This window comes from Streptomyces sp. NPDC037410 (assembly GCF_055602235.1).
The window spans coordinates 116198-138437 of sequence record NZ_JBVJWR010000018.1 but is presented as its reverse complement, the minus strand read 5'-3'; the positions used below and the strand labels follow the sequence as shown (position 1 = coordinate 138437).

Annotated in this window: 22 protein-coding genes and 3 tRNA genes; 13 read left to right on the top strand and 12 right to left on the bottom strand. The window is 71.9% G+C overall.

Going from position 1 to position 22240, the window contains the following annotated elements:
• Nucleotides 1-36: 36 nt before the first annotated feature.
• A complete protein-coding gene (locus ACZ7HT_RS27525; protein ID WP_471170854.1) occupies nucleotides 37-465 on the bottom strand; it encodes an SSI family serine proteinase inhibitor in 429 nt (142 codons plus the stop codon).
• Between the two features lie 224 nt (nucleotides 466-689).
• Between ACZ7HT_RS27525 and ACZ7HT_RS27520 the strand changes: the two genes are divergently transcribed.
• Both ACZ7HT_RS27520 and ACZ7HT_RS27515 read left to right on the top strand, forming a co-directional pair.
• Nucleotides 690-780, top strand: a tRNA-Ser gene (locus ACZ7HT_RS27520).
• Between the two features lie 293 nt (nucleotides 781-1073).
• A tRNA-Arg gene (locus tag ACZ7HT_RS27515) sits at nucleotides 1074-1146 on the top strand.
• 110 nt (nucleotides 1147-1256) lie between these two features.
• On the opposite strand, the gene ACZ7HT_RS27510 is transcribed toward ACZ7HT_RS27515, so the two are convergent.
• The gene (locus ACZ7HT_RS27510) at nucleotides 1257-2441 is read right to left on the bottom strand and encodes an NAD(P)/FAD-dependent oxidoreductase (RefSeq protein ID WP_471170934.1); all 1185 of its coding nucleotides are present in this window, start codon (nucleotides 2439-2441) and stop codon (nucleotides 1257-1259) included.
• A 100-nt stretch (nucleotides 2442-2541) separates the two neighbouring features.
• On the bottom strand, nucleotides 2542-3489 hold the full coding sequence (gene sigJ / locus ACZ7HT_RS27505) for an RNA polymerase sigma factor SigJ (RefSeq protein WP_471170852.1): 948 nt from the start codon (nucleotides 3487-3489) through the stop codon (nucleotides 2542-2544).
• 143 nt (nucleotides 3490-3632) lie between these two features.
• Between sigJ and ACZ7HT_RS27500 the strand changes: the two genes are divergently transcribed.
• The 10 genes from ACZ7HT_RS27500 to ACZ7HT_RS27455 all read left to right on the top strand — a co-directional run bounded on the left by ACZ7HT_RS27500 (nucleotide 3633) and on the right by ACZ7HT_RS27455 (nucleotide 14954).
• Nucleotides 3633-4457: a BRO family protein gene (locus tag ACZ7HT_RS27500; RefSeq protein ID WP_471170850.1), complete on the top strand. Its 825-nt coding sequence runs from the start codon at nucleotides 3633-3635 to the stop codon at nucleotides 4455-4457.
• 120 nt (nucleotides 4458-4577) lie between these two features.
• Nucleotides 4578-5408: a DUF2797 domain-containing protein gene (locus ACZ7HT_RS27495; RefSeq protein ID WP_471170848.1), complete on the top strand. Its 831-nt coding sequence runs from the start codon at nucleotides 4578-4580 to the stop codon at nucleotides 5406-5408.
• A gap of 86 nt (nucleotides 5409-5494) precedes the next feature.
• Nucleotides 5495-5830, top strand: coding sequence for an antibiotic biosynthesis monooxygenase family protein (locus ACZ7HT_RS27490; protein ID WP_116159872.1), 336 nt, complete (start codon nucleotides 5495-5497; stop codon nucleotides 5828-5830).
• Nucleotides 5823-6704 (top strand): amidohydrolase family protein, encoded by an 882-nt coding sequence (locus tag ACZ7HT_RS27485; protein ID WP_471170846.1) that lies wholly within the window; start codon nucleotides 5823-5825, stop codon nucleotides 6702-6704. The genes ACZ7HT_RS27490 and ACZ7HT_RS27485 overlap by 8 nt, the downstream gene beginning before the upstream one ends.
• A 94-nt stretch (nucleotides 6705-6798) precedes the next feature.
• Nucleotides 6799-7554, top strand: coding sequence for a response regulator transcription factor (locus tag ACZ7HT_RS27480; protein WP_471170844.1), 756 nt, complete (start codon nucleotides 6799-6801; stop codon nucleotides 7552-7554).
• Nucleotides 7555-7559: 5 nt separating this feature from the next.
• A complete protein-coding gene (locus tag ACZ7HT_RS27475; RefSeq protein WP_471170842.1) occupies nucleotides 7560-9143 on the top strand; it encodes a sensor histidine kinase in 1584 nt (527 codons plus the stop codon).
• Between the two features lie 25 nt (nucleotides 9144-9168).
• Nucleotides 9169-10428, top strand: a complete 1260-nt coding sequence (locus ACZ7HT_RS27470) for a bifunctional glycosyltransferase family 2/GtrA family protein (RefSeq protein ID WP_471170840.1) — start codon at nucleotides 9169-9171, stop codon at nucleotides 10426-10428.
• Entirely contained in the window at nucleotides 10425-12548 is a 2124-nt protein-coding gene (locus ACZ7HT_RS27465; protein ID WP_471170838.1) for an ArnT family glycosyltransferase, read from the top strand. Before ACZ7HT_RS27470 ends, ACZ7HT_RS27465 begins: the two co-directional genes overlap by 4 nt.
• A gap of 73 nt (nucleotides 12549-12621) precedes the next feature.
• The gene (locus ACZ7HT_RS27460; protein ID WP_471170836.1) at nucleotides 12622-14145 is read left to right on the top strand and encodes an MFS transporter; all 1524 of its coding nucleotides are present in this window, start codon (nucleotides 12622-12624) and stop codon (nucleotides 14143-14145) included.
• Nucleotides 14146-14180: 35 nt separating this feature from the next.
• Nucleotides 14181-14954, top strand: coding sequence for a TetR/AcrR family transcriptional regulator C-terminal domain-containing protein (locus ACZ7HT_RS27455; protein WP_471170834.1), 774 nt, complete (start codon nucleotides 14181-14183; stop codon nucleotides 14952-14954).
• 94 nt (nucleotides 14955-15048) lie between these two features.
• Here ACZ7HT_RS27455 and ACZ7HT_RS27450 read toward each other — a convergent pair whose 3' ends face one another.
• Both ACZ7HT_RS27450 and ACZ7HT_RS27445 read right to left on the bottom strand, forming a co-directional pair.
• Nucleotides 15049-16626 carry an MDR family MFS transporter gene (locus ACZ7HT_RS27450; protein WP_471170932.1) on the bottom strand — a complete coding sequence of 526 codons (1578 nt, stop codon included), beginning with the start codon at nucleotides 16624-16626 and terminating at the stop codon, nucleotides 15049-15051.
• A 90-nt stretch (nucleotides 16627-16716) separates the two neighbouring features.
• Nucleotides 16717-17160, bottom strand: a complete 444-nt coding sequence (locus ACZ7HT_RS27445; protein ID WP_471170832.1) for a MarR family winged helix-turn-helix transcriptional regulator — start codon at nucleotides 17158-17160, stop codon at nucleotides 16717-16719.
• Nucleotides 17161-17318: 158 nt separating this feature from the next.
• On the opposite strand from ACZ7HT_RS27445, the gene ACZ7HT_RS27440 reads away from it, so the two are divergent.
• A complete protein-coding gene (locus ACZ7HT_RS27440) occupies nucleotides 17319-17552 on the top strand; it encodes a hypothetical protein (RefSeq protein WP_471170830.1) in 234 nt (77 codons plus the stop codon).
• 99 nt (nucleotides 17553-17651) lie between these two features.
• Here ACZ7HT_RS27440 and ACZ7HT_RS27435 read toward each other — a convergent pair whose 3' ends face one another.
• The 7 genes from ACZ7HT_RS27435 to tadA all read right to left on the bottom strand — a co-directional run bounded on the left by ACZ7HT_RS27435 (nucleotide 17652) and on the right by tadA (nucleotide 22218).
• The gene (locus ACZ7HT_RS27435) at nucleotides 17652-18458 is read right to left on the bottom strand and encodes a hypothetical protein (RefSeq protein ID WP_471170828.1); all 807 of its coding nucleotides are present in this window, start codon (nucleotides 18456-18458) and stop codon (nucleotides 17652-17654) included.
• A 50-nt stretch (nucleotides 18459-18508) separates the two neighbouring features.
• Nucleotides 18509-19450 carry an RNA polymerase sigma factor SigF gene (locus ACZ7HT_RS27430; RefSeq protein ID WP_471170826.1) on the bottom strand — a complete coding sequence of 314 codons (942 nt, stop codon included), beginning with the start codon at nucleotides 19448-19450 and terminating at the stop codon, nucleotides 18509-18511.
• A gap of 235 nt (nucleotides 19451-19685) precedes the next feature.
• The gene (locus tag ACZ7HT_RS27425; RefSeq protein WP_471170824.1) at nucleotides 19686-20531 is read right to left on the bottom strand and encodes an RNA polymerase sigma factor SigF; all 846 of its coding nucleotides are present in this window, start codon (nucleotides 20529-20531) and stop codon (nucleotides 19686-19688) included.
• Between the two features lie 212 nt (nucleotides 20532-20743).
• Nucleotides 20744-21037, bottom strand: a complete 294-nt coding sequence (locus ACZ7HT_RS27420; protein ID WP_471170823.1) for a Dabb family protein — start codon at nucleotides 21035-21037, stop codon at nucleotides 20744-20746.
• A 9-nt stretch (nucleotides 21038-21046) separates the two neighbouring features.
• Nucleotides 21047-21211 carry a hypothetical protein gene (locus ACZ7HT_RS27415; RefSeq protein ID WP_181924568.1) on the bottom strand — a complete coding sequence of 55 codons (165 nt, stop codon included), beginning with the start codon at nucleotides 21209-21211 and terminating at the stop codon, nucleotides 21047-21049.
• A gap of 438 nt (nucleotides 21212-21649) precedes the next feature.
• Nucleotides 21650-21734, bottom strand: a tRNA-Ser gene (locus ACZ7HT_RS27410).
• Between the two features lie 55 nt (nucleotides 21735-21789).
• Entirely contained in the window at nucleotides 21790-22218 is a 429-nt protein-coding gene (gene tadA / locus ACZ7HT_RS27405) for a tRNA adenosine(34) deaminase TadA (protein ID WP_471170930.1), read from the bottom strand.
• Nucleotides 22219-22240: the final 22 nt, after the last annotated feature.

Below are 22240 nucleotides of genomic sequence, written 5' to 3'. Positions count from 1 at the left end.
CTGTCACTGAGGGGAGTCTAAGGGAGCCGTCGGGCGTCACCCCCGAACGATCGGAAGGAGAGGCTCCAGATTTTCCCAACGGTCGATTTCGCACCCGTTCGCCCGGGAGAACCGGGCGTCGACCCGGCGGCCCTGCCAGGTGCCGGTGACGTGGGCGAGCGCGGGCCCGCCGTACACCTGGGTGCACATCTGTCCCTCGGGAACGGCCGCAAACGGATCTCCACCGTCTCTCCCCAACTGCCCCAGCCGCCTGCAGGCGTCCTCGGCGGCCGGGTGGTCGCCCTCGACGGGGTCGCCACAGGTCACCCGCCAGGTGCCGTCGGCGCCGCGGTGCCCGCTCTTCTCCACGGTCACGGTCAGGCTGTCGGCCGGGGCGAACAGGGAGGGCAGTGGCGGCAGGGGGCCGAGACCGGCGGCCCCCACGGCGGCGGAGGCGAGGGACGCGAGGACGAGACTGCGCAGCATGCGGATCTCCAGGAGCGCGGAAGGAAGACGGGCGCGCACACATGACACGCGCCCGCCCTCTCTAACGCTCCGCCCGCCCTGGCGTTGCGCAACCGGGGTGCGCCGGGCGGGGGCGGGGCTTTGCCCTGGACCCCGAACGACCGGTACGGTGAGAATCGATTGGTGACAGCCGGTTCGCCTGTGTCATCATCTGCACGCACCACCCGCGTATGCGCGAGGTGCGAGGAGGCGTCGCCTAGTCCGGTCTATGGCGCCGCACTGCTAATGCGGTTTGGGTCTTAAAGCCCATCGAGGGTTCAAATCCCTCCGCCTCCGCAACACGATCGAAGCCCCGGCCCCACGGCCGGGGCTTCGATCGTTTCGGCATACCCACACCCCACGCGCCCCCGATGTGACCCCGGTCTCTTCCCGCTCGTTTCCGACACGCGAAGCGCTCCCCCTCGGCCCCGGAGCCCACTCGTCCGCCTCGCCCGAACATGACGTTTCCGCAGGTCAGAAGGGGTGCGGTCAATGGATTTCACATGACGGCGGGACTCATGTAATGTTCTTCCTGTCGCCGGGACAGCGGGCCGAAAGGGCCGGGAAACGGAGACAAGAACTAAAAACAAGCACTCGTAGCTTAACGGATAGAGCATCTGACTACGGATCAGAAGGTTGCAGGTTCGAATCCTGCCGAGTGCACATGGATGAGAGGCCCGGACGAGAGTCCGGGCCTCTTGCGTTGTGCGGTGGGAGTTGGGGCGGCCGCCGCGGTGGGCGCTCTCGGGGGAGCGTCCGGGCCGCGGGTGGGGTCAGGCTGTGGCCTTGGCGGGGGTGGGCCGGGGGGTGAGGACGTGGCGGCGGCGGGTGGGGAGGCCCATCTTCGGGTTGGCCACGCTCCAGGCCGCGCCCTTGCAGATGAGTTCCTTGTAGCGCGCGGCGAGCCGGCCCGTCAGGGCCGCGCTGACCGAGCGGTCGTCGGCGGTGACGTACTGGATCAGGCCGTCCCTGCGGCCCAGCGAGATGCACTGGTTGAAGTAGCGCAGCGCTGTCTTCGGGAGCTTTCCGCCGGTCAGGCGGGCCGCGATGGCGTCGGCCGCCTGCCAGGCCATGGGGGTGCCCGTGGCGCACGACATCCGCAGCGGCTTGTCTCCCGGGCCCATGGCCTGGGCCGCGTCGCCCACGGCGTACACGTCGGGGTGGGAGACCGAGCGCATGGTGCCGTCGACGATGATCTGGCCGGTCTCGGTGACGTCGAGGGTGGTGGCGCGGGCGATCGGGTGGACCGCGAAGCCGGTCGTCCAGATGGTGGCCGCGGAGGGGATGGAGCCCGCAGTGGTGGTGACCTTGTCCGCTTCTACGGTCGTGACCGAGGTGTTCACGAGTGCGGTGATGCCGAGGTCCGCGAAGACCTTCCGTACGTGCTGCCGGCCCTTCTCCGAGAGCCAGTCGCCGAGTTCGCCGCGGGCGGCGAGCGTGACGGCCAGGTCCGGGCGGGCTTCGGCGGTCTCGGTCGCGGCCTCCAGGCCGGTGAGGCCGCCGCCGACGACGACCACGCTCTGTCCGGCCTCCAGGGCCGCCAGGCGCTCGCGCAGCCGGAACGCTCCGGGGCGGCTGGAGATCTCGTGGGCGTGCTCGGCGGTGCCGGGGACGCCCTGGGTGTTCCAGCCGCTGCCGAGGGCGTACACGAGGGTGTCGTACGTCAGGTCTTCGGTGTCGTTCCCGGTCGTGACGGAGACCGTCCTGTGGTCGGCGTCGACCGCCGTCACCGTCGCCGGCTTCAGTTCGACGCCCGTGCCCGCGAACATCTCGCGGAAGGGCCGGTGCGCGAGCTCCTGGCCGACCGCCAGCTGGTGCAGCCTGACCCGCTCGACGAAGTCGGGCTCGGGGTTGACCAGGGTGATGGCGACGTCCTCGCGGTGGAGCTGCCTGGCGAGACGTCCGGCGACGATGGCCCCGGTGTAGCCGGCCCCGAGGACGATGATCCGGTGCTGCAGCTGCATGCGCCTGCTCCTGTCTCGCGTGGTTTCGCCCCTTGAACCGGGCAGCCCCCGTGATTCCTGACAGGTGTGCGGTGTGACCTGGGTCACGTGTTTCTCAGAAGGCTGCTTCCAGCAGCGGGGCGCCGTGGTCCGTCGCCGCCCAGTGCCTCGTCGCGCGTTCGAGCTTGTCGGGGTTCACCTGGTTGCGGAAGGCCGTGATGCCCTCGGCCGTGACCTCCAGGCACATGACGCCGACGACCCGGCCGTCGAGGACCGCCACGAGCGCGGGGACGCCGTTGGCGGTCGTCGCGTAGACGTCGGGCGAACCGCCGATCACCTTCCGCTTGGCGATGCCGGGCTTGAACATGCCCCGCATGAACGTCGCGACCGCCACCGCGCCCTCGAACGCGCGGGCGCGCGCCGGGACCTTGCCGCCGCCGTCGCCGATCGCGATGGCGTCGCCCGTGAGCAGCCGTACGAGCGGCTCGGTGCGGCCGCTGGTGGCGGCCGCGAGGAACTCCTCGACGATCCGCTGGGCCTCGGCCTCGTCGATCTCGGTGCGGGCCTTGCCGGCGGCGACGTGCTTCTTGGCGCGGTGGAAGATCTGCTGGCTTGAGGTCTCGGTGATGTCGAGGATCTCGGCGATCTCGCGGTGCGGGTAGTCGAAGGCCTCCCGCAGCACGTACACCGCGCGCTCGTTGGGAGAGAGGCGCTCCATGACGGCGAGGACGGCGTACGAGACGGATTCGCGCTGCTCGGCGGTGTCGGCGGGGCCGAGCATCGGGTCGCCGACGAGCAGCGGCTCGGGCAGCCACTCGCCCACGTAGGTCTCGCGGCGGGCGCGGGCCGAGGTGAGCTGGTTGAGGCACAGGTTGGTGAGGACCTTGGTCAGCCAGGCCTCGGGGACCTCGATGAGGTCGACGTCGGCGGCCTGCCAGCGCAGGAACGTGTCCTGCACGGCGTCCTCGGCCTCGCTCGCCGAGCCGAGCAGGCGGTACGCGATCGCCTCCAGGCGGGGCCTGGAAGCCTCGAACAGGTCCACATCGTCCATGGTCAGCACCATGCTCCGGATTTTAGTGCGGGCGGGGTGCGCGTGGGCGACCGGCGGCCGACCTGGGGGTCCCTCCCCTTTTGGGTGAACCTGTCTGATTTGCATGTCAGTTGAATATGCCCTCGGCCTAGCTTGCGAGGCGGAGGTGATGATCGATGGACGCGATCGACATCGATGACCTGGTGCACGCGGCCACCGGAACACGGCTCCGGCGGCTGACCGCGCCGGACGGGACCCACTGGTTCCCGGTGGTGGACGTGGCGAAACGGCTGGGGTACGCGGGGACACGGGAGGCGCTGCGGACGGTGACGCTCCCCGAGGAGTGCCTGGCGGCGGCGCGGGACCTGAGCGGGGACGGGGACGGGATCCGGGCTTCCGGCATCCGGGCCTCGGCCCGGATGGTGAGCCTGGAGGGGCTCGTCCAGCTCGTCGGGGCGTGCCGGAGACCGGAGGCGGGGCCGTTCCGGGCGTGGACGGCCGGGGTGGTGGCGGCGGTCCAGCGATATGGCGGGTACGGGCTCGAACCCTCGCCGGTGCACGCCGGATTCCTGCTGCCGCCGGAGCTCGTCGACGTCCTCGTACGGCTGGAAGGGCGGTTCGACGAGCAGGCCGTCGCGTACGCCGGGCACACCGGGCACGCGGAGCTGCTCCGCGAGACCCGGCGGAGCCTCTCCAGGGTCGCCGAATCCCTGGAGCGGCTCGCCGTGCCCCGCCAACGCACCGGCGGTGCGATCACGCTCACCCCGCAGGCCCTCGTGGACTCCTGGGCCATCACCGGGGACATGCGGACGGTCGCCTCCTGCCTGGCTCCCGCGCTCGTACGGGGCGGGGTGCGCTGCCGGCCCCAGGACGTCACCCGCCGCACCGGCCTCTCCTGCGAACGCGTCCGCGACTGCGTCCGCCTCCTCCTCGAACGCGGCTGCATGCGCGAGGTCGGCACCCCGGCCCCGGACGGCACCCGCATCTACGTGCTGCCCTGAGGGGCCGCCGCCTCGTCGGGTACGGAAGCGGAGGTGGCGGAGACTGGACGGTGTCCGGGGAGCTGAGGGAGGCGCGGCGGCGTGGAGTGGCGGGTTCGGGGGATCGGATGGGCTGGTGGCGTGCCCGGGCTGCGGTGGCGGGGTGGGCGGGTCAGCGCGCTCACGTACGGGCAGCGGCTCGCCTTTCGGGCCGTCGGCGTCCGGCGGTGCCCGGGGGCCCGCGGGAACCCCTGCCCCCTGCAGGCCGTCGTGCCCGGCCGGGCCACCGGCGGGCGGTGCCCCGAGTGCGCGCGGCTCGACCGGGCCCACTCCGTCGCGGCCGACACGATCGCCGACGACCCGCAGCCGTACCGCGTCTACCTGGCCTGGTTCGGGCCCGGGATGACGAAGGTGGGGATCACCGCCGAGGCCCGCGGCGAGGCCCGGCTCCTGGAGCAGGGCGCCGTCACGTTCAGCTGGCTCGGCCGGGGCCCGCTCATGGCCGCCCGGCGCACCGAGGAGGTGCTGCGACAGGCCCTCGGCGTGCCCGACCGGGTCGCGTACGAGCGGAAGCGGGCCGCCCGGCACGCCCTGCCGCCCGCAGGCGACCGGGCCCACGAGGTCGAGGAGCTGTACCGGCGCGCGCGGGCGGTCGGCGGCTGGACGGAGACCCTGGAACCCCTGGAGTTCGCCGCGCGCGACCACGCGGAGGTCTTCGGTCTCGACGGGCTGCCGCGCCTCGACGGCACGGTCGCCGAGCTCGTCGACGGCGGCGTCGTCACCGGGCGGCTGCTCGCCGCCGCCGGGCCCGACCTGCACCTCCTCGCCCCCGACGGGCGCTGCCTGGCCCTCGACACCCGGCTCATGGGCGGCTGGGTCCTGGAGCCGGCCGGGGAGGAGAGCGCCTTCACCGTGCCGGTCGTCCCCCGGACGGTGGCCGACGCGGCCGCGCCGCAGGAAGGGCTGTTCTGAGGCCGTGTGGTGGGCTTCGTAAAGTCTTGGATCCCTTTGGCCGGGGGCCGTGGACATCCCCCGGCCCGCCCCGCGAGGGTGATCACATGACCCAGAAGCTCGTGGCGGGCATCGAACCGCCTTACTACACCGCTGTCTTCACGTCCGTCCGTCCCGAGTCCCCCGAGGGGTACGCCGAGACCTCCGTCCGCATGCAGGAGCTCGTCCGGGAGATCCCCGGCTTCCTCGGCTACGAGTCCGCCCGCACCCCCGGCGGCATCGGCATCACCGTCGGGTACTTCCGGGACCTGGAGTCGCTGGAGAGCTGGGCGCGTCACCCCGAGCACCGGGCGGCCAAGGAGTACGGCCGTGAGCACTGGTACGAGAGCTACAGCGTGCACATCGGGAAGGTCGAGCGCAGCTACGGGTACGCGCGTGACTAGCGAGATCAGCGAGAGCCGCGCGCTGATCGAGCGGCTCGGGATCCCCGGGCTCGTCGACGTGCACACGCACTTCATGCCGCAGAACGTCCTCGACAAGGTCTGGGCCTACTTCGACGCCGTCGGGCCCCTGACCGGCGTCGAGTGGCCCATCACCTACCGCGAGGAGGAGGAGCGCCGGCTCGCCCTCCTGCGCGGGTTCGGCGCGGTCGCCTTCACCGCGATGCTCTACCCGCACAAGCCCGGCATGGCCGCCTGGCTGAACTCCTGGGCCGCCGACTTCGCGGCCCGCACCCCCGACTGCCTCCACACGGCGACCTTCTTCCCCGAGCCGGACGTCGACGCGTACGTCCACCAGGCGCTCGACGCCGACGCCCGGGTCTTCAAGGTGCACCTCCAGGTCGGCGGCTTCGACCCGGCCGACACCGCGCTCGACGGCGCCTGGGGCGCCCTGGCCGACAGCGGCACCCCCGTCGTCGTGCACTGTGGCTCCGGCCCGAGCCCGGGGAACTTCACCGGCCCCGGGCCCATGGGGCGGCTGCTCGCCCGGCACCCCCGCCTTCGGGTGATCGTCGCGCACATGGGGATGCCGGAGTACGGCGACTTCCTCGACCTGGCCGAGCGGTACGAGGGCGTCCACCTGGACACCACCATGGCCTTCACCGACTTCAGCGAGCGGCTCGCGCCCTTCCCCGAGGCCGAGCGCAAGCGGCTCCTCGACCTCGGCGACCGGATCCTCCTCGGCTCGGACTTCCCGAACATCCCGTATCCGTACGTCCACCAGCTCGACGCCCTCGAACGCCTCGGGCTCGGCGACGACTGGCTCCGGCGGGTCCTGTACGAGAACGGAGCCGCGATGTTTCACGTGAAACGGTGAAGCGCTGAGACGCTCACCAGCCCGAGGCCCTTTCTCAGGGAATTCACAGGAAAGGGAAAGAGACCTCTCAGCGGCGGCCGCCACCGTGAGTGCCATGACCGTGACCGCCCGAAGCACCAGCGCCCGCACCGGCACCCACGCCGACATGCTCCGCGCCGACGGCACCGCCGTCCGTGTCCTCGTCGTCGACGACGAGGCCTCGCTCGCCGAGCTGCTGTCCATGGCCCTGCGCTACGAGGGCTGGCAGGTCCGCAGTGCCGGGGACGGGGCCGCCGCCCTCCGCTCCGCGCGCGAGTTCCGGCCCGATGCCGTCATCCTCGACATCATGCTCCCGGACGCCGACGGGCTGAGCCTGCTCGGCTCGATCCGGCGGGAACTGCCCGACGTGCCCGTGCTGTTCCTGACGGCGAAGGACGCCGTCGAGGACCGCATCGCCGGGCTCACCGCCGGCGGCGACGACTACGTCACCAAGCCCTTCAGCCTGGAGGAGGTCGTGGCCCGGCTGCGCGGCCTCATCCGCAGGTCCGGGGCCGCGCAGACGCGCAGCGGGTCGCTCCTCGCCGTGGGGGACCTGACCCTCGACGAGGACAGCCACGAGGTCACCCGGGGCGGCGACTCCATCCACCTCACCGCGACCGAGTTCGAGCTGCTGCGCTACCTCATGCGCAATCCGCGCCGCGTGCTCAGCAAGGCGCAGATCCTCGACCGGGTCTGGTCGTACGACTTCGGCGGCCAGGCCAACGTCGTCGAGCTCTACATCTCCTACCTGCGCCGCAAGATCGACGCCGGGCGCTCGCCGATGATCCACACCCGGCGCGGGGCGGGCTATCTGATCAAGCCCGGGGAGTAGCGTCCGTGCACGTACGGAGGGGACGGCCCTGGTCGCTGCGGACGCGGCTCGTCGTCTCGGCGGTCGCGCTGATCGCGGTCGTCGCGACCGTGATCGGGACGGTGACGACCATCGCCTTCCGCTCGTACCTGTACGACCAGGCCGACGAGCAGGTCCACGCCGTCGCGGACCGGGCGGCCGGCCCGCCCGTCGCCATGGCCCCCGTGCCCGGTCCGCTCGACTCGGTCGCGGAGAAGAAGCCCCTCGCGTTCGTAGCGGGGCCCGGCGCCCCCCTCGGCACCCTCGGCGCGGTCATCGAGGACGGCGAGGTGACCTCGGCCGGGTACTCGAAGGAGGCCGGGGGCAGCGGGCCGTACGAGCGGAACATACGGGTCACCGAACTCGACACGGCCCAGCGGGCCGCGCTCGCCGCCGTCCCCCGCGACGGCCGCCCGCACACCGTCGAACTGCCCGGCGGGCTCGGCTCGTACCGGGTCGAGTACGCCGCCGGGCTCCACGGCGAGTTCCTCACCGGCATCTCGCTGGCCGAGGTCGAGGACGCCCTCTCCACCCTCGTCCTCGTCGAGCTGAGCGTCACCGGCGCCGGGCTCGTCGCGGCCTCGCTCGCCGGGACGGTGCTCGTCCGGATCGCCCTGCGCCCGCTGCGGAGGGTCGCCGGCACCGCCCGTCAGGTCGCCCGGCTCCCGCTGCACAGCGGGGAGGTGGCGCTCCATCAGCGGGTCCCGGAGACGGAGGCCGATCCGCGCACCGAGGTCGGCCAGGTCGGCGCGGCCCTCAACCGGATGCTCGACCACGTCCACTCGGCCCTCGACGCCCGCCAGCGGAGCGAGACCCGGGTCAGGCAGTTCGTCGCGGACGCCAGTCACGAACTGCGCACCCCGCTCGCCTCCATCCGGGGATACGCCGAGCTCACCCGGCGCGGCCGCGAGGAGTGCGGCCCCGACACCCGGCACGCCCTCGGGCGGATCGAGTCCGAGGCGACCCGCATGACGGGCCTGGTCGAGGACCTCCTGCTGCTCGCCCGGCTCGACGCCGGCCGCCCCCTGTCGTACGAGACCACCGACCTCGTCCCGCTCGTGGTGGACGCCGTCAGCGACGCCCGCGCGGCCGGACCCGACCACCACTGGCGCCTCGAACTGCCCACGGACGGCGCGGCCGTACGGGCCGACGGCGCCCGGCTCCAGCAGGTCCTGGTCAACCTCCTCGCCAACGCCCGCACCCACACCCCGCCCGGCACGAAGGTCACCGCCCGGGTCCGCACGGATGTCCGCACGGAGGTCCGCGCAGAGGCCCGTACGACGGACGTCCCGGCCGTCCTCGTCGAGATCGAGGACGACGGCCCCGGCATCCCGCCCGAGCTGCTCCCCGCCGTCTTCGAGCGCTTCGCGCGCGGCGACGCCTCCCGCTCCCGGCAGGCCGGATCCACCGGCCTCGGTCTCGCCATCGTCCGCGCGGTCGTGCTCGCGCACGGCGGCGAGGTGGGCGTCGAGAGCGCCCCCGGCAGGACCGTCTTCACCGTGCGACTACCCGCTGATCAGGACGCCGTACAGGACTCACAGGCAGGCCACAGGCTCATCACACAGCCGTGACAGCCGCCCCGGCGAGTGTCGGAGCATGCCAACCCAAACCCTCGGGGAAGCCCTCCCCGCCCGGGAGCACCTGCCGGTGAGCGACACCGGACGGCCCGTCCTGGACGTGGTGATCCCCGTCTACAACGAGGAGAAGGACCTGGAGCCGTGCGTCCGCCGGCTCCACGCGCACCTTCTGTGGACCTTCCCGTACGGCTTCCGCATCACCGTCGCCGACAACGCCTCCACCGACACCACGCCCGCCGTCGCCGCCGCCCTCGCGGCCGAGCTGCCCGAGGTGCGCTCCGCACGGCTCGAACAGAAGGGCCGCGGCCGGGCGCTGCGGACCGTGTGGTCGGCCTCGGACGCGCCCGTCCTCGCCTATATGGACGTGGACCTGTCCACCGACCTCAACGCCCTGCTCCCGCTGGTCGCGCCGCTCATCTCCGGCCACTCGGACCTGGCGATCGGCTCCCGGCTCGCCCGCTCCTCGCGGGTGGTGCGCGGGCCGAAGCGGGAGTTCATCTCGCGCGCCTACAACCTGATCCTGCGCTCCTCGCTGGCCGCCCGGTTCTCCGACGCGCAGTGCGGCTTCAAGGCGATACGGCGGGAGGTCGCCGAGCGGCTCCTGCCGATGGTCGAGGACACCGGCTGGTTCTTCGACACCGAGATGCTGGTCCTCGCCGAGCGGGCCGGTCTGCGCATCCACGAGGTGCCGGTCGACTGGGTCGACGACCCCGACTCGACCGTCCACATCGTGCGGACGGCGACCGACGACCTGAAAGGCGTGTGGCGGGTGGGGCGGGCCCTCGCGACGGGTTCGCTGCCCCTCGACCGGCTTGCCCGGCCGTTCGGCGACGACCCCAGGGACCGCGACCTGAACGGGGTGCCCGGCGGCCTGACCCGACAGCTCGTCGGCTTCTGCGTCGTCGGGGTCCTGTCGACGCTCTTCTACCTCGCGCTGTACTCGGCCTTCCGGCTCGGCCTCGGCCCGCAGCTCGCCAACGCCGCCGCCCTCCTCGTCTCCGCCGTCGCCAACACGGCCGCCAACCGGCGCCTCACCTTCGGCGTGCGGGGCCGGGACCGGGCCGTCCGCCACCAGGCGCAGGGGCTCGTGGTGTTCGCCATCGGCCTCGCCCTGACCAGCGGTTCGCTCGCCGCCCTCGGCGCGGCGACCGGCGATCCGGCGCACTCCACCGAGCTCGCCGTCCTGATCGTCGCCAACCTCGCCGCGACCGTCCTGCGCTTCCTCCTCTTCCGGCTCTGGGTCTTCCCTGACCGCGCTTCAGCAAGGAACGAACGATGACCCCTGTGCCCACCGCCGTCCACGCGGCGCCCCGCACCGGCCGGCCCGCCCGGCTGTGGCGCGGACGCGCCGAGGACGCCCCCTGGGTCCGGCCCGCCTTCCTCGCCCTGCTCGCCGCGACCGCGCTGCTCTACCTGTGGAACCTGAGCGCCTCCGGCTACGCCAACTCCTTCTACTCCGCCGCCGTCCAGGCGGGCTCCGAGAGCTGGAAGGCCTTCTTCTTCGGATCCCTCGACGCGGCCAACGCCATCACCGTCGACAAGCCGCCGGCCGCGCTCTGGCCGATGGCCCTCTCCGTCCGCCTCTTCGGGCTCGGCTCCTGGCAGATCCTCGTGCCCGAGGTGCTCATGGGCGTGGGCACGGTCGCCGTGCTCTACGCGGCCGTCCGGCGGCGGTTCGGCGCGGGCGCCGGTCTGATCGCGGGCGCGGTGCTCGCGCTGACGCCGGTCGCCGCGCTGATGTTCCGCTTCAACAACCCGGACGCGTTGCTCGCGCTGCTCATGACGGTCGCGGTGTACTGCGTGCTGCGCGCCCTGGAGCGGGAGCCGGGCAGTGCGAAGTGGCTGGTGTGGGCGGGGATCGCCCTCGGCTTCGCGTTCCTCGCGAAGACCCTCCAGGCGTTCCTGATCCTGCCGCCGCTCGCCCTCGTGTACGGGGTGTGCGCGCCGGGCGGCTTCGTGCGGCGGCTCGGCCGGCTCGCCCTCGGCGGGCTCGCGATGCTGGTCTCGGCGGGCTGGTGGGTGGCCCTGGTCGAGCTGTGGCCGGCGTCCTCCCGTCCGTACGTCGGAGGCTCACAGCACAACAGCTTCCTGGAGCTGACCTTCGGCTACAACGGCCTCGGCCGCATCAACGGCGACGAGGTCGGCAGTGTCGGCGGCGGGGGCCGGGGCGGTGCCGGCGGTCCCGGAGGGATGGCCGAGAACCTGCCGGCCGGCCTGGAACTGCCCGGTCGCCCCGGCGGCGGTGGTGGCGGTGGCTGGGGCGAGACCGGGATCGGCCGGATGTTCAACGAGGCGGTGGGCGGTCAGATCTCCTGGCTGCTGCCGGCCGCGCTGCTCCTGCTGCTCGCCGGACTCGTCGTCACCTGGCGGGCGCCCCGGACGGACACGGCGCGGTCCGCGTTCCTGGTGTGGGGCGGTTCGCTGCTCACGACGCTGGCCGTGTTCAGCTTCATGGCCGGCATCTTCCACGAGTACTACACGGTGGCCCTGGCCCCCTACCTCGCGGCGCTGATCGGCATGGGCGCGGCGGTGCTGTGGGAGGAGCGGACACGGTGGCCCGCCCCGGCGGCGCTCGCGGCGGCGGTGGCGGTGACGGCCCGGTGGGCCTGGACGCTGCTCGGCCGTACGCCGGACTGGCTGCCGTGGCTGCGCTGGACGGTCCTGGTGGCCGGGGCGGTGGCGGCGCTGGGGCTGCTCTTCGCGGGCCGGATCGACCGGCGGCTCGGGCTCGCGGTGGCGGGCCTGGGCCTGGCGGCCGGGCTCGCGGGGCCGCTGGCGTACACGGTGGCGACGGTGAACGCCGGGCACCAGGGCTCGATCGTGACGGCGGGCCCGGGCGGCACGATGGGCGGTGGCCGGGGGCCGATGAACGGCCGGGTGACCTTCGGCCCGATGCCGGGCGGCGGCCAGAATCCGGGTGGCGGCCGGAATCCCGGCAACGGCCAGGCTCCGATCAACGGTCAGGGCCAGCCCCCCGGTGTCGGTCAGCCCGTCGGTGGCGGTCCCGGCGGCAGGCAGGCCGGTGTCTACGCCGGCGGCGGCCCCGGCGGTCTGCTCAACGGTGCGAGCGTCGGTACGCAGGCCAAGGAGGCCCTGCTCAAGGACGCCGATGACTACACCTGGGTCGCGGCGGCCGTCGGCGCGCAGAACGCCGCCAGCTACCAGCTCGCCACCGAGAAGCCCGTCATGGCGATCGGCGGCTTCAACGGCAGCGACCCGTCCCCGACGCTCGACCAGTTCAAGCGGTACGTCGCCGAGGGGAAGATCCACTACTTCATCGCCGGCGGTGAAGGCGGCCCCGGCGGTGGTAACTCCGGGATCTCCACCTGGGTCTCGGAAACCTTCGAGAAGGTCACCGTCGGCAGCTCCACCTTCTACGACCTGACGCAGGCCACATAATCCCTATACAGCGTACGAGAGCCCTTGTACGGTGTACGAGACTTGGCCTCGTACGCTGTATAAGGAGTCGCGCATGACAGCAGCAACCACCACCACAACCACCACCACCGGCAGCCATCCCCAGCGCTGGCTGATCCTCGGCGTCATCTGCCTCGCCCAGCTCACCGTCCTGCTCGACAACACCGTCCTCAGCGTCGCCATCCCCTCGCTGACCTCCGAGCTCCACGCGTCCACCACCGACATCCAGTGGATGATCAACGCGTACTCGCTCGTCCAGTCCGGCCTGCTGCTCACCGCCGGGAACGCCGCCGACCGCTACGGCCGCAAGAAGATGCTCGCCGCCGGTCTCGCGCTCTTCGGCCTCGGCTCGCTCGCCGCCGGCCTGGCCGGCTCCACCGCGCAGCTGATCGCCGCCCGCGCCGGCATGGGCGTCGGCGGCGCGCTCCTGATGACCACCACGCTCGCCGTCGTGATGCAGATCTTCGGCGACGAGGAGCGGGTCAAGGCCATCGCGATCTGGGCCACCGTCGCCTCCCTCGGCTTCGCCTGCGGCCCGCTGATCGGCGGCGTGATCCTGAACCACTACTGGTGGGGAATGATCTTCCTGGTCAACCTCCCGGTCGCGGCCGTGGCGCTCGTCGCCGTCCTCAAGCTCGTCCCCGAGTCCAAAAACGCCCAAGGCGAGCGCCCCGACCTGCTCGGCGCACTGCTCTCCACCATCGGCATGACCTCCGCCGTGTACGCGATCATCACGGGCCCCGCGCACGGCTGGACCTCGGCCGAGGTGCTCGTTCCGGCCGGGATCGGCGCCGTCGTCCTCGCCGCCTTCGCGCTGTGGGAGCTGCACACCCCGTACCCGATGCTCGACATGCACTTCTTCCGCAACGAGAAGTTCGTGGGCGCGGTCGCCGGCGCGATCCTGGTCATGTTCGGCATGGGCGGCTCGCTCTTCCTGCTCACCCAGCACCTGCAGTTCGTCCTCGGTTACGAGCCGCTCGAAGCCGGTCTGCGGATGGCGCCGCTCGCGCTGACCGTCGTCGCGCTCAACCTCACCGGTGTCGGCCCGCGGATCGTGGTGAAGCTCGGCACCTCGCCCACGGTGGCGGTCGGCATGACCCTGGTGGCGGCCGGGCTCGCCTCGATCGCCCTGCTCGGCGGCGGCACGGACGGCACCTACTGGGGCATGCTCCTCGGCCTGGTCCTGATGGGCATCGGCCTCGCCGTGGCCAACCCCGCCATGGCCAACGCGATCATGAGCGCGATCCCGCCGGAGAAGGCGGGCGTGGGCGCCGGCGTCAACGGCACCCTGGCCGAGTTCGGCAACGGTCTGGGCGTCGCCGTCCTCGGCGCCGTCCTCAACGCCCGCTTCGCCGCGCTCGTCGCCGTGACCGCGAGCTCGCTCCCGGCCGCGCTGGCCGCCGCGGGCGGCGAGGCCGAGCGGCGGCAGATCTCCGACGCCTTCGCCACCGGCCTCCAGACCAGTCAGCTGGTCGGCGCGATCGCCGTCTTCGCCGGCGGCCTCCTCGCGGCGGCCCTGCTCAAGCGGGCCGAGCGCGCGGAGAAGGCACTGGCCGCCGAGCAGCCGATCGCTGCCTAGCATGGTGACGGACCGCTGACAGACGGAGGAACGCGATGGTCAAGGCAGCCGATCGGGCCAAGAACCCGGCGCGGTCCAGCGTCTGGTTGGAGAAGAGGGCCACCCGCAGCGGCGGCGGCCCGGCCGGTCTCGACCGGGACCGGATCGTCGCCGCCTCGATCCGGATGCTCGACGAGGAGGGCCTCGCCAAGCTGTCGATGCGCAAGCTCGCGACCGAGCTCGGCGTCACGGCGATGTCCCTCTACTGGTACGTGGACACCAAGGACGACATCATCGAGTTCGCCATGGACAGCGTCTACGGCGAGTTCGACCTGGCGGCGATCGGCGCCGCCGGGGACTGGCGGGACCGGATCCGCGTCCTCGCCGGGGAGTACCGGACGATGCTGGTCCGCCACGCGTGGATGTCGCCGAGCGCCGGTCAGTACCTGAACATCGGCCCGAACGCGCTCGCCGTCGCGTACGAGATCCAGCAGGCGATCGCCGACACCGGCCTCTCGCTGGACCGCCGGCCGGGCGCGATGTCGGCCGTCTTCCAGTTCGTGTACGGCTACGGGACGATCGAGTCCCAGTTCGGCCGGCGCGCGGCGGAGGCCGGCATGTCGCAGGACGAGTTCTACGTGGACTCGGTGAAGGCCTTCCGGGACGACCCGGAGTTCGAGCCCCGGATCGAGGGCATGAGGGAGCTCCTCGACGAACGCGCCTCGCACGGCAGCGTCAGCGCCATCTGGGACCGCGACTTCGACCACGCCCTGGACGTCCTGATCGCCGGCATCGAGGTCATGGTCGCGCGCCAGGCCGAAGGCGCCTGACAGCAGAAATGACGGAGCGGCGGGCCGTCCCCTGCCCGCCGCTCCGTACCGGACCCGGCCGCGCCTCCGCTCGAAGCGCGCCCGGGAGCTTTTCCTAGGCCTTGGCCTCCGCTGCCGCCTCGGCCGTAGCCTCGGCCTTCTCGTCGGCCTTGGCCGCCGCCTTGTCGGACGCCGCGTTGCTCTTCAGCGCGACCTCCTTGATGAACAGCGTCACCACGAAGGCGAGCAGCGCGAACGGCGCCGAGTAGAGGAAGACGTCGCCGACGCCGTGCCCGTACGCGTCCTCCATGACCGTGCGGATCGGGGCCGGCAGCTTGTCCATGTCCGGGATGCCACCGCCCGAGCCGCCCTTGCCCATGGCGGCCGCGGCCTTCGGGCCGAGCTCCGCCAGGCCCTCCTTGACGTAGTCCGTGACCCGGTGGGCCATGACCGCGCCGAGCGCCGAGACACCGACCGCACCGCCCAGGGAGCGGAAGAAGGTGACGACGGAGGAGGTGGCGCCGAGGTCGGCGGGGGCCACCTGGTTCTGGGTGCAGAGCACCAGGTTCTGCATCATCATGCCGAGGCCGAGGCCGAGGACCGCCATGAACAGCGCGATGTGCCAGTACGCCGTGTCGTAGCGGATCGTGCCGAGCAGGCCGAGGCCGCCGGCCGCCAGGGCGCCGCCGCTGACCAGCCAGGCCTTCCAGCGTCCGGTCTTGGTGATGACGAGGCCGGAGACGGTGGACGAGATGAACAGGCCGCCGATCATCGGGATGGTCAGGACGCCGGACATCGTCGGCGACTCGTTCCGCGCCAGCTGGAAGTACTGGCTGAAGAAGACCGTGCCGGCGAACATCGCGACGCCCACGAAGAGCGAGGCGAGCGAGGCGAGGGTGATCGTGCGGTTGCGGAACAGGCGGAGCGGGATGATCGGCTCGCTCGCCTTCGACTCGACGAGCACGAAGATCCCGCCGAGGGCGACCGCGCCGAGGACCATGACGGCCGTCTGCCAGGACATCCAGTCGTACTTGTCGCCCGCGAAGGTGACCCAGATGAGCAGCAGGGAGACGGCGGCGCTGATGAAGAAGGCGCCGGCCCAGTCGACCTTGACCTGCCGCTTCACGACGGGGAGCTTCAGGGTCTTCTGCAGGACGATCAGGGCGATGACCGCGAAGGGCACGCCGACGTAGAAGCACCAGCGCCAGCCGAGCCACTCGGTGTCGGTGATGACGCCGCCGAGCAGCGGGCCGCCGACGGTGGCGACGGCGAAGGTCGCGCCGAGGTAGCCGCTGTAGCGGCCGCGCTCACGCGGGGCGATCATCGCGGCCAGGATGATCTGGGAGAGGGCGGTCAGACCGCCGACGCCGATGCCCTGGACGACACGGCAGGCGATGAGCATGCCGGTGCTCTCCGACAGACCGGCGACGACCGAGCCCATGACGTAGACGATCAGGGCTATCTGGACGAGCAGCTTCTTGGAGAAGAGGTCGGCGAGCTTGCCCCAGAGCGGGGTGGTCGCGGTCATCGCCAGGAGGGAGGCGGTGACCACCCAGGTGTAGGCGGACTGGCCGCCGTCCAGGTCGGTGATGATCTGGGGGAGGGCGTTGGAGACGATCGTCGAGGACAGGATGGCGACGAACATGCCGAGCAGCAGCCCGGACAGCGCCTCCATGATCTGCCGGTGGGTCATGGGCGCGCCGCCGGAGGTGTCCCCCTCCTTGGCGCTCCCGCCGCGCACACCGGTCTCGGGTGTGGTCGTAGCCATCAACTTCCTTCGTTCTCAAGCGTGGTGGGCCCGGCAGTCCCCGAAGGATTCGCGGAGGCGGGCGAGCAGGGCGGTGAGCTGTTCGACGTCTTCGTCGGACCAGTCCGCGAGCGTGTGGGCGAGCGTGGCGGTCAGTCGTCGGTCGAGCGTGGCGAGCATGTCCGCGCCCGCCGGGGTCAGCCGGAGGATGCGGGAGCGCTTGTCGGACGGGTCGGGCAGGCGCTCGACCCAGCCGCGGTCCACGGTGTGGGCCACGTGACGGCTGCCGACCGAGAGGTCGACGGCCATCAGTTCCGCCACCTTGCTCATCCGTACGTCACCGTGATGGTTGAGCAGGGCGAGGACGACCGCGGATCCGCCGGGGCAGTCGGCGGGCAGGGTCCGCGCGAGTCCGCGCTTCACCGCTCCGACGGCGCTCACCTGGCGGGCGAGGTTCTCGTACCGATTGCCTCTGTCCATCGGGCACCCCATCGATGTTGTTGCTTAGGGCAACCATAGAGATGGATGGTTGCTTCAGGCAAACTAAATCGGTCAAACGGCGCTAAAGAATCGGCAAAGCCGGGTCGCCGGAGCCGGGGCTTGGGCCCCTCACCCCGACTTCGCTAGGGTCCTGGCCCATGGCACACAACCCCCAAGCACCGTACGGCCAGGGCCAGCCCTCGCAGGGCCCCGAGGGTTACGACCCCGCCGGCAGCACGCAGATGTTCCGCGCCTTCGTCGACGAGGGCACCCCGCAGCGGCAGCAGCCGCAGCCCGTGGCCGCGTCGGGCGGCCCCCGGGTCGGCCTGATCGTGGGCGTCGTCGCGGTGATCGCCGTCCTCGCGGTCGCCGCCTGGCTGGCGCTGGGCTGACCGCTCCGTACCCCCGTCGTGGTGGGCCGGCTCCGCAGCACGCGGAGCCGGCCCGCCTTTCTTTTGCGTCCTTTACGGCTCCGTGGAAGCGATCGCGTGTCAGGACCAGGCCGCCGTGACCTTCCGGGTGTCGACGGTCATTCCGAGCGGGACCCGCCACGACTCCACGCAGACGGTGTACGTCTGCGTGCGTGCCGCCCCGGCGGCGATCGGCGCGGGAAGCGGCTGATGGGTGAGGACCGTGCCCCAGTCGGTGCCGAGCAGGCCGATGATGTGCGTCGCGAACGTGACCGTGCCCGTCGTGGCGGCGGAGCCACCGGTGTTGCGGAAGGTCAGGGTGACCCGCTGGCACCAGCGGTGGTCGCCCGCGGCGAGCCCGGGCGCGGAGAGGGTGAGCACGGCGGGCCCGGGCGCGGGGGTCGGCGTGGGCGCCGTCGGGGGCGTGCCGGTGCCGGACGGCGTGGGGCCGGGCGTCGTGGAGGGGGTACGGGGCGGGGTGCCGGTTCCGGTGCCGCCGCCGGTGCCCCCGTGCCCGGGCGCGGCCGTCGGAGCCGTACCGGATCCCGTGTCCGTACCGGAGGACCCAGAGGTTTCGGGGGTCCCGGGGGCCGACGAGGTCCCCGACGGGCCGGGAGGAGTCCCGTTCTGGCCCGTGGAAGGCGCCCCGGGCGGCGCGGGCAGCCCGGACGGCCCCGGGGACGGGGAGGACGTGCTGGACGTCGTCCCGCTCTCCGAGGGCTCCAGGGGGACCAGGGTGACCACGCCCGAAGGGGCGACCGCGCCCTTCGGGGAGGGGCCGGCGCCGACCGCCGCGTACCCCTCGCCGTCTCCTCCTCCGCCGCACGCGGTCAGCGCCCCGCCGAGGCAGAGCGCCACCGCCACGAGTCCCGGCTTCCTGCGCCACATGCGCCCCAGTCTGGCTGACGTGGCGTCAACAAGCCCGGGTTTTGCGGAAGTCAGTCCGAGATGAGGCCTTCGCGCAGCTGGGCGAGGGTGCGGGTGAGGAGCCGCGAGACGTGCATCTGGGAGATGCCGACCTCCTCGCCGATCTGCGACTGCGTCATGTTCGCGAAGAAGCGGAGCATGATGATCTGCCGCTCCCGGGGCGGGAGTTTGGCGAGCAGCGGCTTGAGCGACTCGCGGTACTCGACGCCTTCGAGGGCCGAGTCCTCGTAGCCGAGGCGGTCCGCGAGCGAGCCCTCGCCGCCGTCGTCCTCGGGCGAGGGGGAGTCGAGCGAGGACGCGGTGTACGCGTTGCCGACGGCGAGGCCGTCGACGACGTCCTCCTCCGACACCCCGAGCACGGCGGCGAGTTCCGGAACGGTGGGGGAGCGGTCGAGCTTCTGCGCGAGCTCGTCGCTGGCCTTGGTGAGGGCGAGGCGCAGCTCCTGGAGGCGGCGCGGGACCCGCACCGACCACGAGGTGTCGCGGAAGAAGCGCTTGATCTCGCCGACGACGGTCGGCATCGCGAACGTCGGGAACTCCACGCCCCGTTCGCAGTCGAAGCGGTCGATCGCCTTGATCAGGCCGATGGTGCCGACCTGGACGATGTCCTCCATCGGCTCGTTGCGGGAGCGGAAGCGGGCCGCCGCGTACCGCACGAGCGGGAGGTTGAGCTCGATGAGGGTGTCGCGGACGTAGGTCCGCTCGGGGCTGTCGGCGGCGGCGCCCTCGGCGTCGAGGGCGCGCAGCCGCAGGAAGAGGGAGCGCGAGAGGGTGCGGGTGTCGAGGGCGCCGGTGGTGACGGGCATCGGCGGAGGCGCGGTCTCGGTGGTCTCGGCGGTGTTCGCGGTGTTCACGGTCTCCGTGCTGTCGGTCGCGGTCGGCGCGGTCGTCTGCGCGGGCACGGGAACGGGCGTGAGCGTGAGCACCTTCGAGCTGCCCAGTTCTGTGGACATGCCACCCCCTTGAGGTCGCGGACGGTCGCGGTGGCCGCGACCATCTGAGGAACGCAGCCTCCACCTGAATACCGGCGGCGGGGCTGCGGCAAACTCGGTTCCAGCAGAATGTCACATGTCGGCAACACGCTGTAGTGACTTGTCGACACGGAGAGCTGACATTTCCGCAGGAAACAAGGGGTGTACGGCATTTGGGCCGGGCGAGAACTGCTCCGAACCGGTCTACCCGTTTCGGTTACGCCTCGATCCTGTTTGCGGATCTCAAGCGGGCGAAGCTGCGGGCGAGGAGCCTTGACACGTGCATCTGGGAGACGCCGAGCTCCTGGCTGATCTGAGACTGGGTCAAGTTGCTGTAGTAGCGCAGCATCAGGATCCGCTGCTCGCGCTCGGGCAGCTGGACGAGCAGGTGCCGGACGAGGTCGCGGTGCTCGACGCCGGCCAGGGCGGGGTCCTCGTAGCCGAGCCGGTCGAGCAGTCCGGGCAGTCCGTCGCCCTCCTGCGCGGCCTCCAGGGAGGTGGCGTGGTAGGAGCGGCCGGCCTCGATGCAGGCGAGCACCTCGTCCTCGGCGATCCTCAGCCGCTCGGCGATCTCGGCGGTCGTGGGGGAGCGGCCGTGGGCGGTCGTCAGGTCCTCGGTGGCGCCGTTCACCTGGACCCAGAGCTCGTGCAGCCGGCGCGGCACGTGCACGGTGCGGACGTTGTCGCGGAAGTACCGCTTGATCTCGCCGACGACGGTCGGCATCGCGAAGGTGGGGAACTGGACGCCCCGGTCGGGGTCGAAGCGGTCGATCGCGTTGATGAGCCCGATCGTGCCGACCTGGACGACGTCCTCCATCGGCTCGTTGCGGGAGCGGAAGCGGGCCGCCGCGTACCGCACGAGCGGCAGGTTGGCCTCGATGAGCGCCCCGCGCACCCGGTGGTGCTCGGGGCTGCCCGGCTCCAGGTTCTTCAGCTGCCCGAAGAGCACCTGGGTGAGGGCCCGGGTGTCGGCGCCGCGCGTGCTCTGGGGCCGCGGACGCGGGGCCTCCGGCGCGGCCGCCTCGTGCTGGGGCGGGACCTGAGGTGCTGTACTGGCCGGCACGTTCACGCCACCCCTTTGGCTGGTCTTGCTGGTCGACTGGGTCAACTACGGTCAACTCATCCGTCAAAAGCGGTCATAGCATCACAAGACATGTCCACTGTGTGCAAGCACCGCATAGCGACGTGTTGAAGGCATGGTGGCGGAAAAGGGGAGGTCACGCACGGAAAAGGCCCCCCGCCGCGACGGCAGGGGGCCTCGGGGTGAAGAGAGGACTAAAAGGCGTAGTCCGCGATCACCCAGGTGGCGAACTCGCGCCACTGCGCGACACCGTCCTGGTGCGCGGGGTGGTCCAGGTAGCGCTGGAGCGCGTCCGTGTCCTCGACGGCCGAGTTGATGGCGAAGTCGTACGCGATCGGGCGGTCCGTGATGTTCCAGTCGCACTCCCAGAACGTCAGCTCCGGGATCTGCCCGCCGAGCGCACGGAACGCCTCGACACCGGCGACCACACGAGGCTCGTCACGCGAGACGCCGTCGTTGAGCTTGAAGAGGACCAGATGGCGGATCACGGTGGGCTCCTAGTTCACGAGCTCGGTCATGAACTGACCGACGCCCTGGGCGGCGCTGGAAATGCCCTCGAACCCTACCTGCACCAGGTCGGCCGCCCGGGCGGGGGAGTTGACGATCGTGTACAGCACAAAGACCACGACCGCGTAGAGCGCGATCTTCTTCGCCTGCGCCATCTGTCCAGCCCTCCCCTGTTCCCCCGTCGTACGACCGCGCCACTCTAACCGAGGCCTTATGGACCAAGGGCCCGGCGATCCGGGCCTTTCGCCGTCCCCCGGAAGAGTGACGGGGGAGCAGTATGGATGTCGAGCCCGGCGGATCTGGCAGGAATCCGCGGGGGTCGAAGGAACCGGCCCGCACTGCGGGGTCCGCGCCGCGAGCTTCCCCCCTGACCGTGGCGCAGGACTTGCCGGACCGGTTCTCATCGGGGGGAGCGGCTTGTCCCCCCGATGCCGTTCCCCCCGTCCTACGTGAGAAGGCCCCGGCCGCGCGACGAGCGCGGTCGGGGCCTTTCCCGTACGCACACGGGCTTTCCGTACGTACGGGAAGCACACGGGCTTTCCGTACGTACGCCGAAGGGCCCGGCGCTGATGCGCCGGGCCCTTCGGTCGAAGCGGTAGCGGAGGGATTTGAACCCTCGGTGACTTGCGCCACACTCGCTTTCGAGGCGAGCTCCTTCGGCCGCTCGGACACGCTACCGAGAGAGAGCTTAGCCGAAGTTGGCCCTGGCATGAAATCCGTATCGCGTCGCAGGTCAGCGCGTGCGGAAGAAGGCCGTCAACTGCTCCGCGCACTCCTCGGCGAGGACGCCCTGGATCACCTCGGGGCGGTGGTTGAGCCGGCGGTCGCGCACGAGGTCCCAGAGCGAACCGGTCGCGCCCGCCTTCTCGTCGAGCGCCCCGAACACCACCCGCTCGACGCGCGACTGGACGAGTGCGCCGGCGCACATCACGCACGGCTCCAGGGTCACGACGAGCGTGCAGCCCGTCAGCCGCCACTCGCCGGTCGCCGCGGCCGCCCGGCGCAGGGCGAGCACCTCGGCGTGCGCGGTGGGGTCGCCGGTGGCCTCCCGCTCGTTGTGCGCGCGGGCGATCACCGCCCCGTCCGGGCCGAGCACGACCGCGCCGACCGGTACGTCACCGGCCGGCGCGGCCGCATCGGCCTCGGCGAGGGCGAGCCGCATGGCGTCCCGCCAGGGATCCCGT

Bases quoted from the DNA above. Each gene is read 5' to 3' on its own strand.
- ACZ7HT_RS27435 (WP_471170828.1), bottom strand. From the start codon at position 18,458: ATGTGGCGCAGGAAGCCGGGACTCGTGGCGGTGGCGCTCTGCCTCGGC.
- ACZ7HT_RS27465 (WP_471170838.1), top strand. From the start codon at position 10,425: ATGACCCCTGTGCCCACCGCCGTCCACGCGGCGCCCCGCACCGGCCGG.
- ACZ7HT_RS27445 (WP_471170832.1), bottom strand. From the start codon at position 17,160: ATGGACAGAGGCAATCGGTACGAGAACCTCGCCCGCCAGGTGAGCGCC.
- ACZ7HT_RS27415 (WP_181924568.1), bottom strand. From the start codon at position 21,211: ATGGCGCAGGCGAAGAAGATCGCGCTCTACGCGGTCGTGGTCTTTGTG.
- ACZ7HT_RS27480 (WP_471170844.1), top strand. From the start codon at position 6,799: ATGACCGTGACCGCCCGAAGCACCAGCGCCCGCACCGGCACCCACGCC.
- ACZ7HT_RS27450 (WP_471170932.1), bottom strand. From the start codon at position 16,626: ATGACCCACCGGCAGATCATGGAGGCGCTGTCCGGGCTGCTGCTCGGC.
- ACZ7HT_RS27525 (WP_471170854.1), bottom strand. From the start codon at position 465: ATGCTGCGCAGTCTCGTCCTCGCGTCCCTCGCCTCCGCCGCCGTGGGG.
- ACZ7HT_RS27440 (WP_471170830.1), top strand. From the start codon at position 17,319: ATGGCACACAACCCCCAAGCACCGTACGGCCAGGGCCAGCCCTCGCAG.
- sigJ (WP_471170852.1), bottom strand. From the start codon at position 3,489: ATGGTGCTGACCATGGACGATGTGGACCTGTTCGAGGCTTCCAGGCCC.
- ACZ7HT_RS27430 (WP_471170826.1), bottom strand. From the start codon at position 19,450: ATGTCCACAGAACTGGGCAGCTCGAAGGTGCTCACGCTCACGCCCGTT.
- ACZ7HT_RS27490 (WP_116159872.1), top strand. From the start codon at position 5,495: ATGACCCAGAAGCTCGTGGCGGGCATCGAACCGCCTTACTACACCGCT.
- ACZ7HT_RS27500 (WP_471170850.1), top strand. From the start codon at position 3,633: ATGGACGCGATCGACATCGATGACCTGGTGCACGCGGCCACCGGAACA.
- ACZ7HT_RS27460 (WP_471170836.1), top strand. From the start codon at position 12,622: ATGACAGCAGCAACCACCACCACAACCACCACCACCGGCAGCCATCCC.
- ACZ7HT_RS27455 (WP_471170834.1), top strand. From the start codon at position 14,181: ATGGTCAAGGCAGCCGATCGGGCCAAGAACCCGGCGCGGTCCAGCGTC.
- tadA (WP_471170930.1), bottom strand. From the start codon at position 22,218: ATGCGGCTCGCCCTCGCCGAGGCCGATGCGGCCGCGCCGGCCGGTGAC.
- ACZ7HT_RS27470 (WP_471170840.1), top strand. From the start codon at position 9,169: ATGCCAACCCAAACCCTCGGGGAAGCCCTCCCCGCCCGGGAGCACCTG.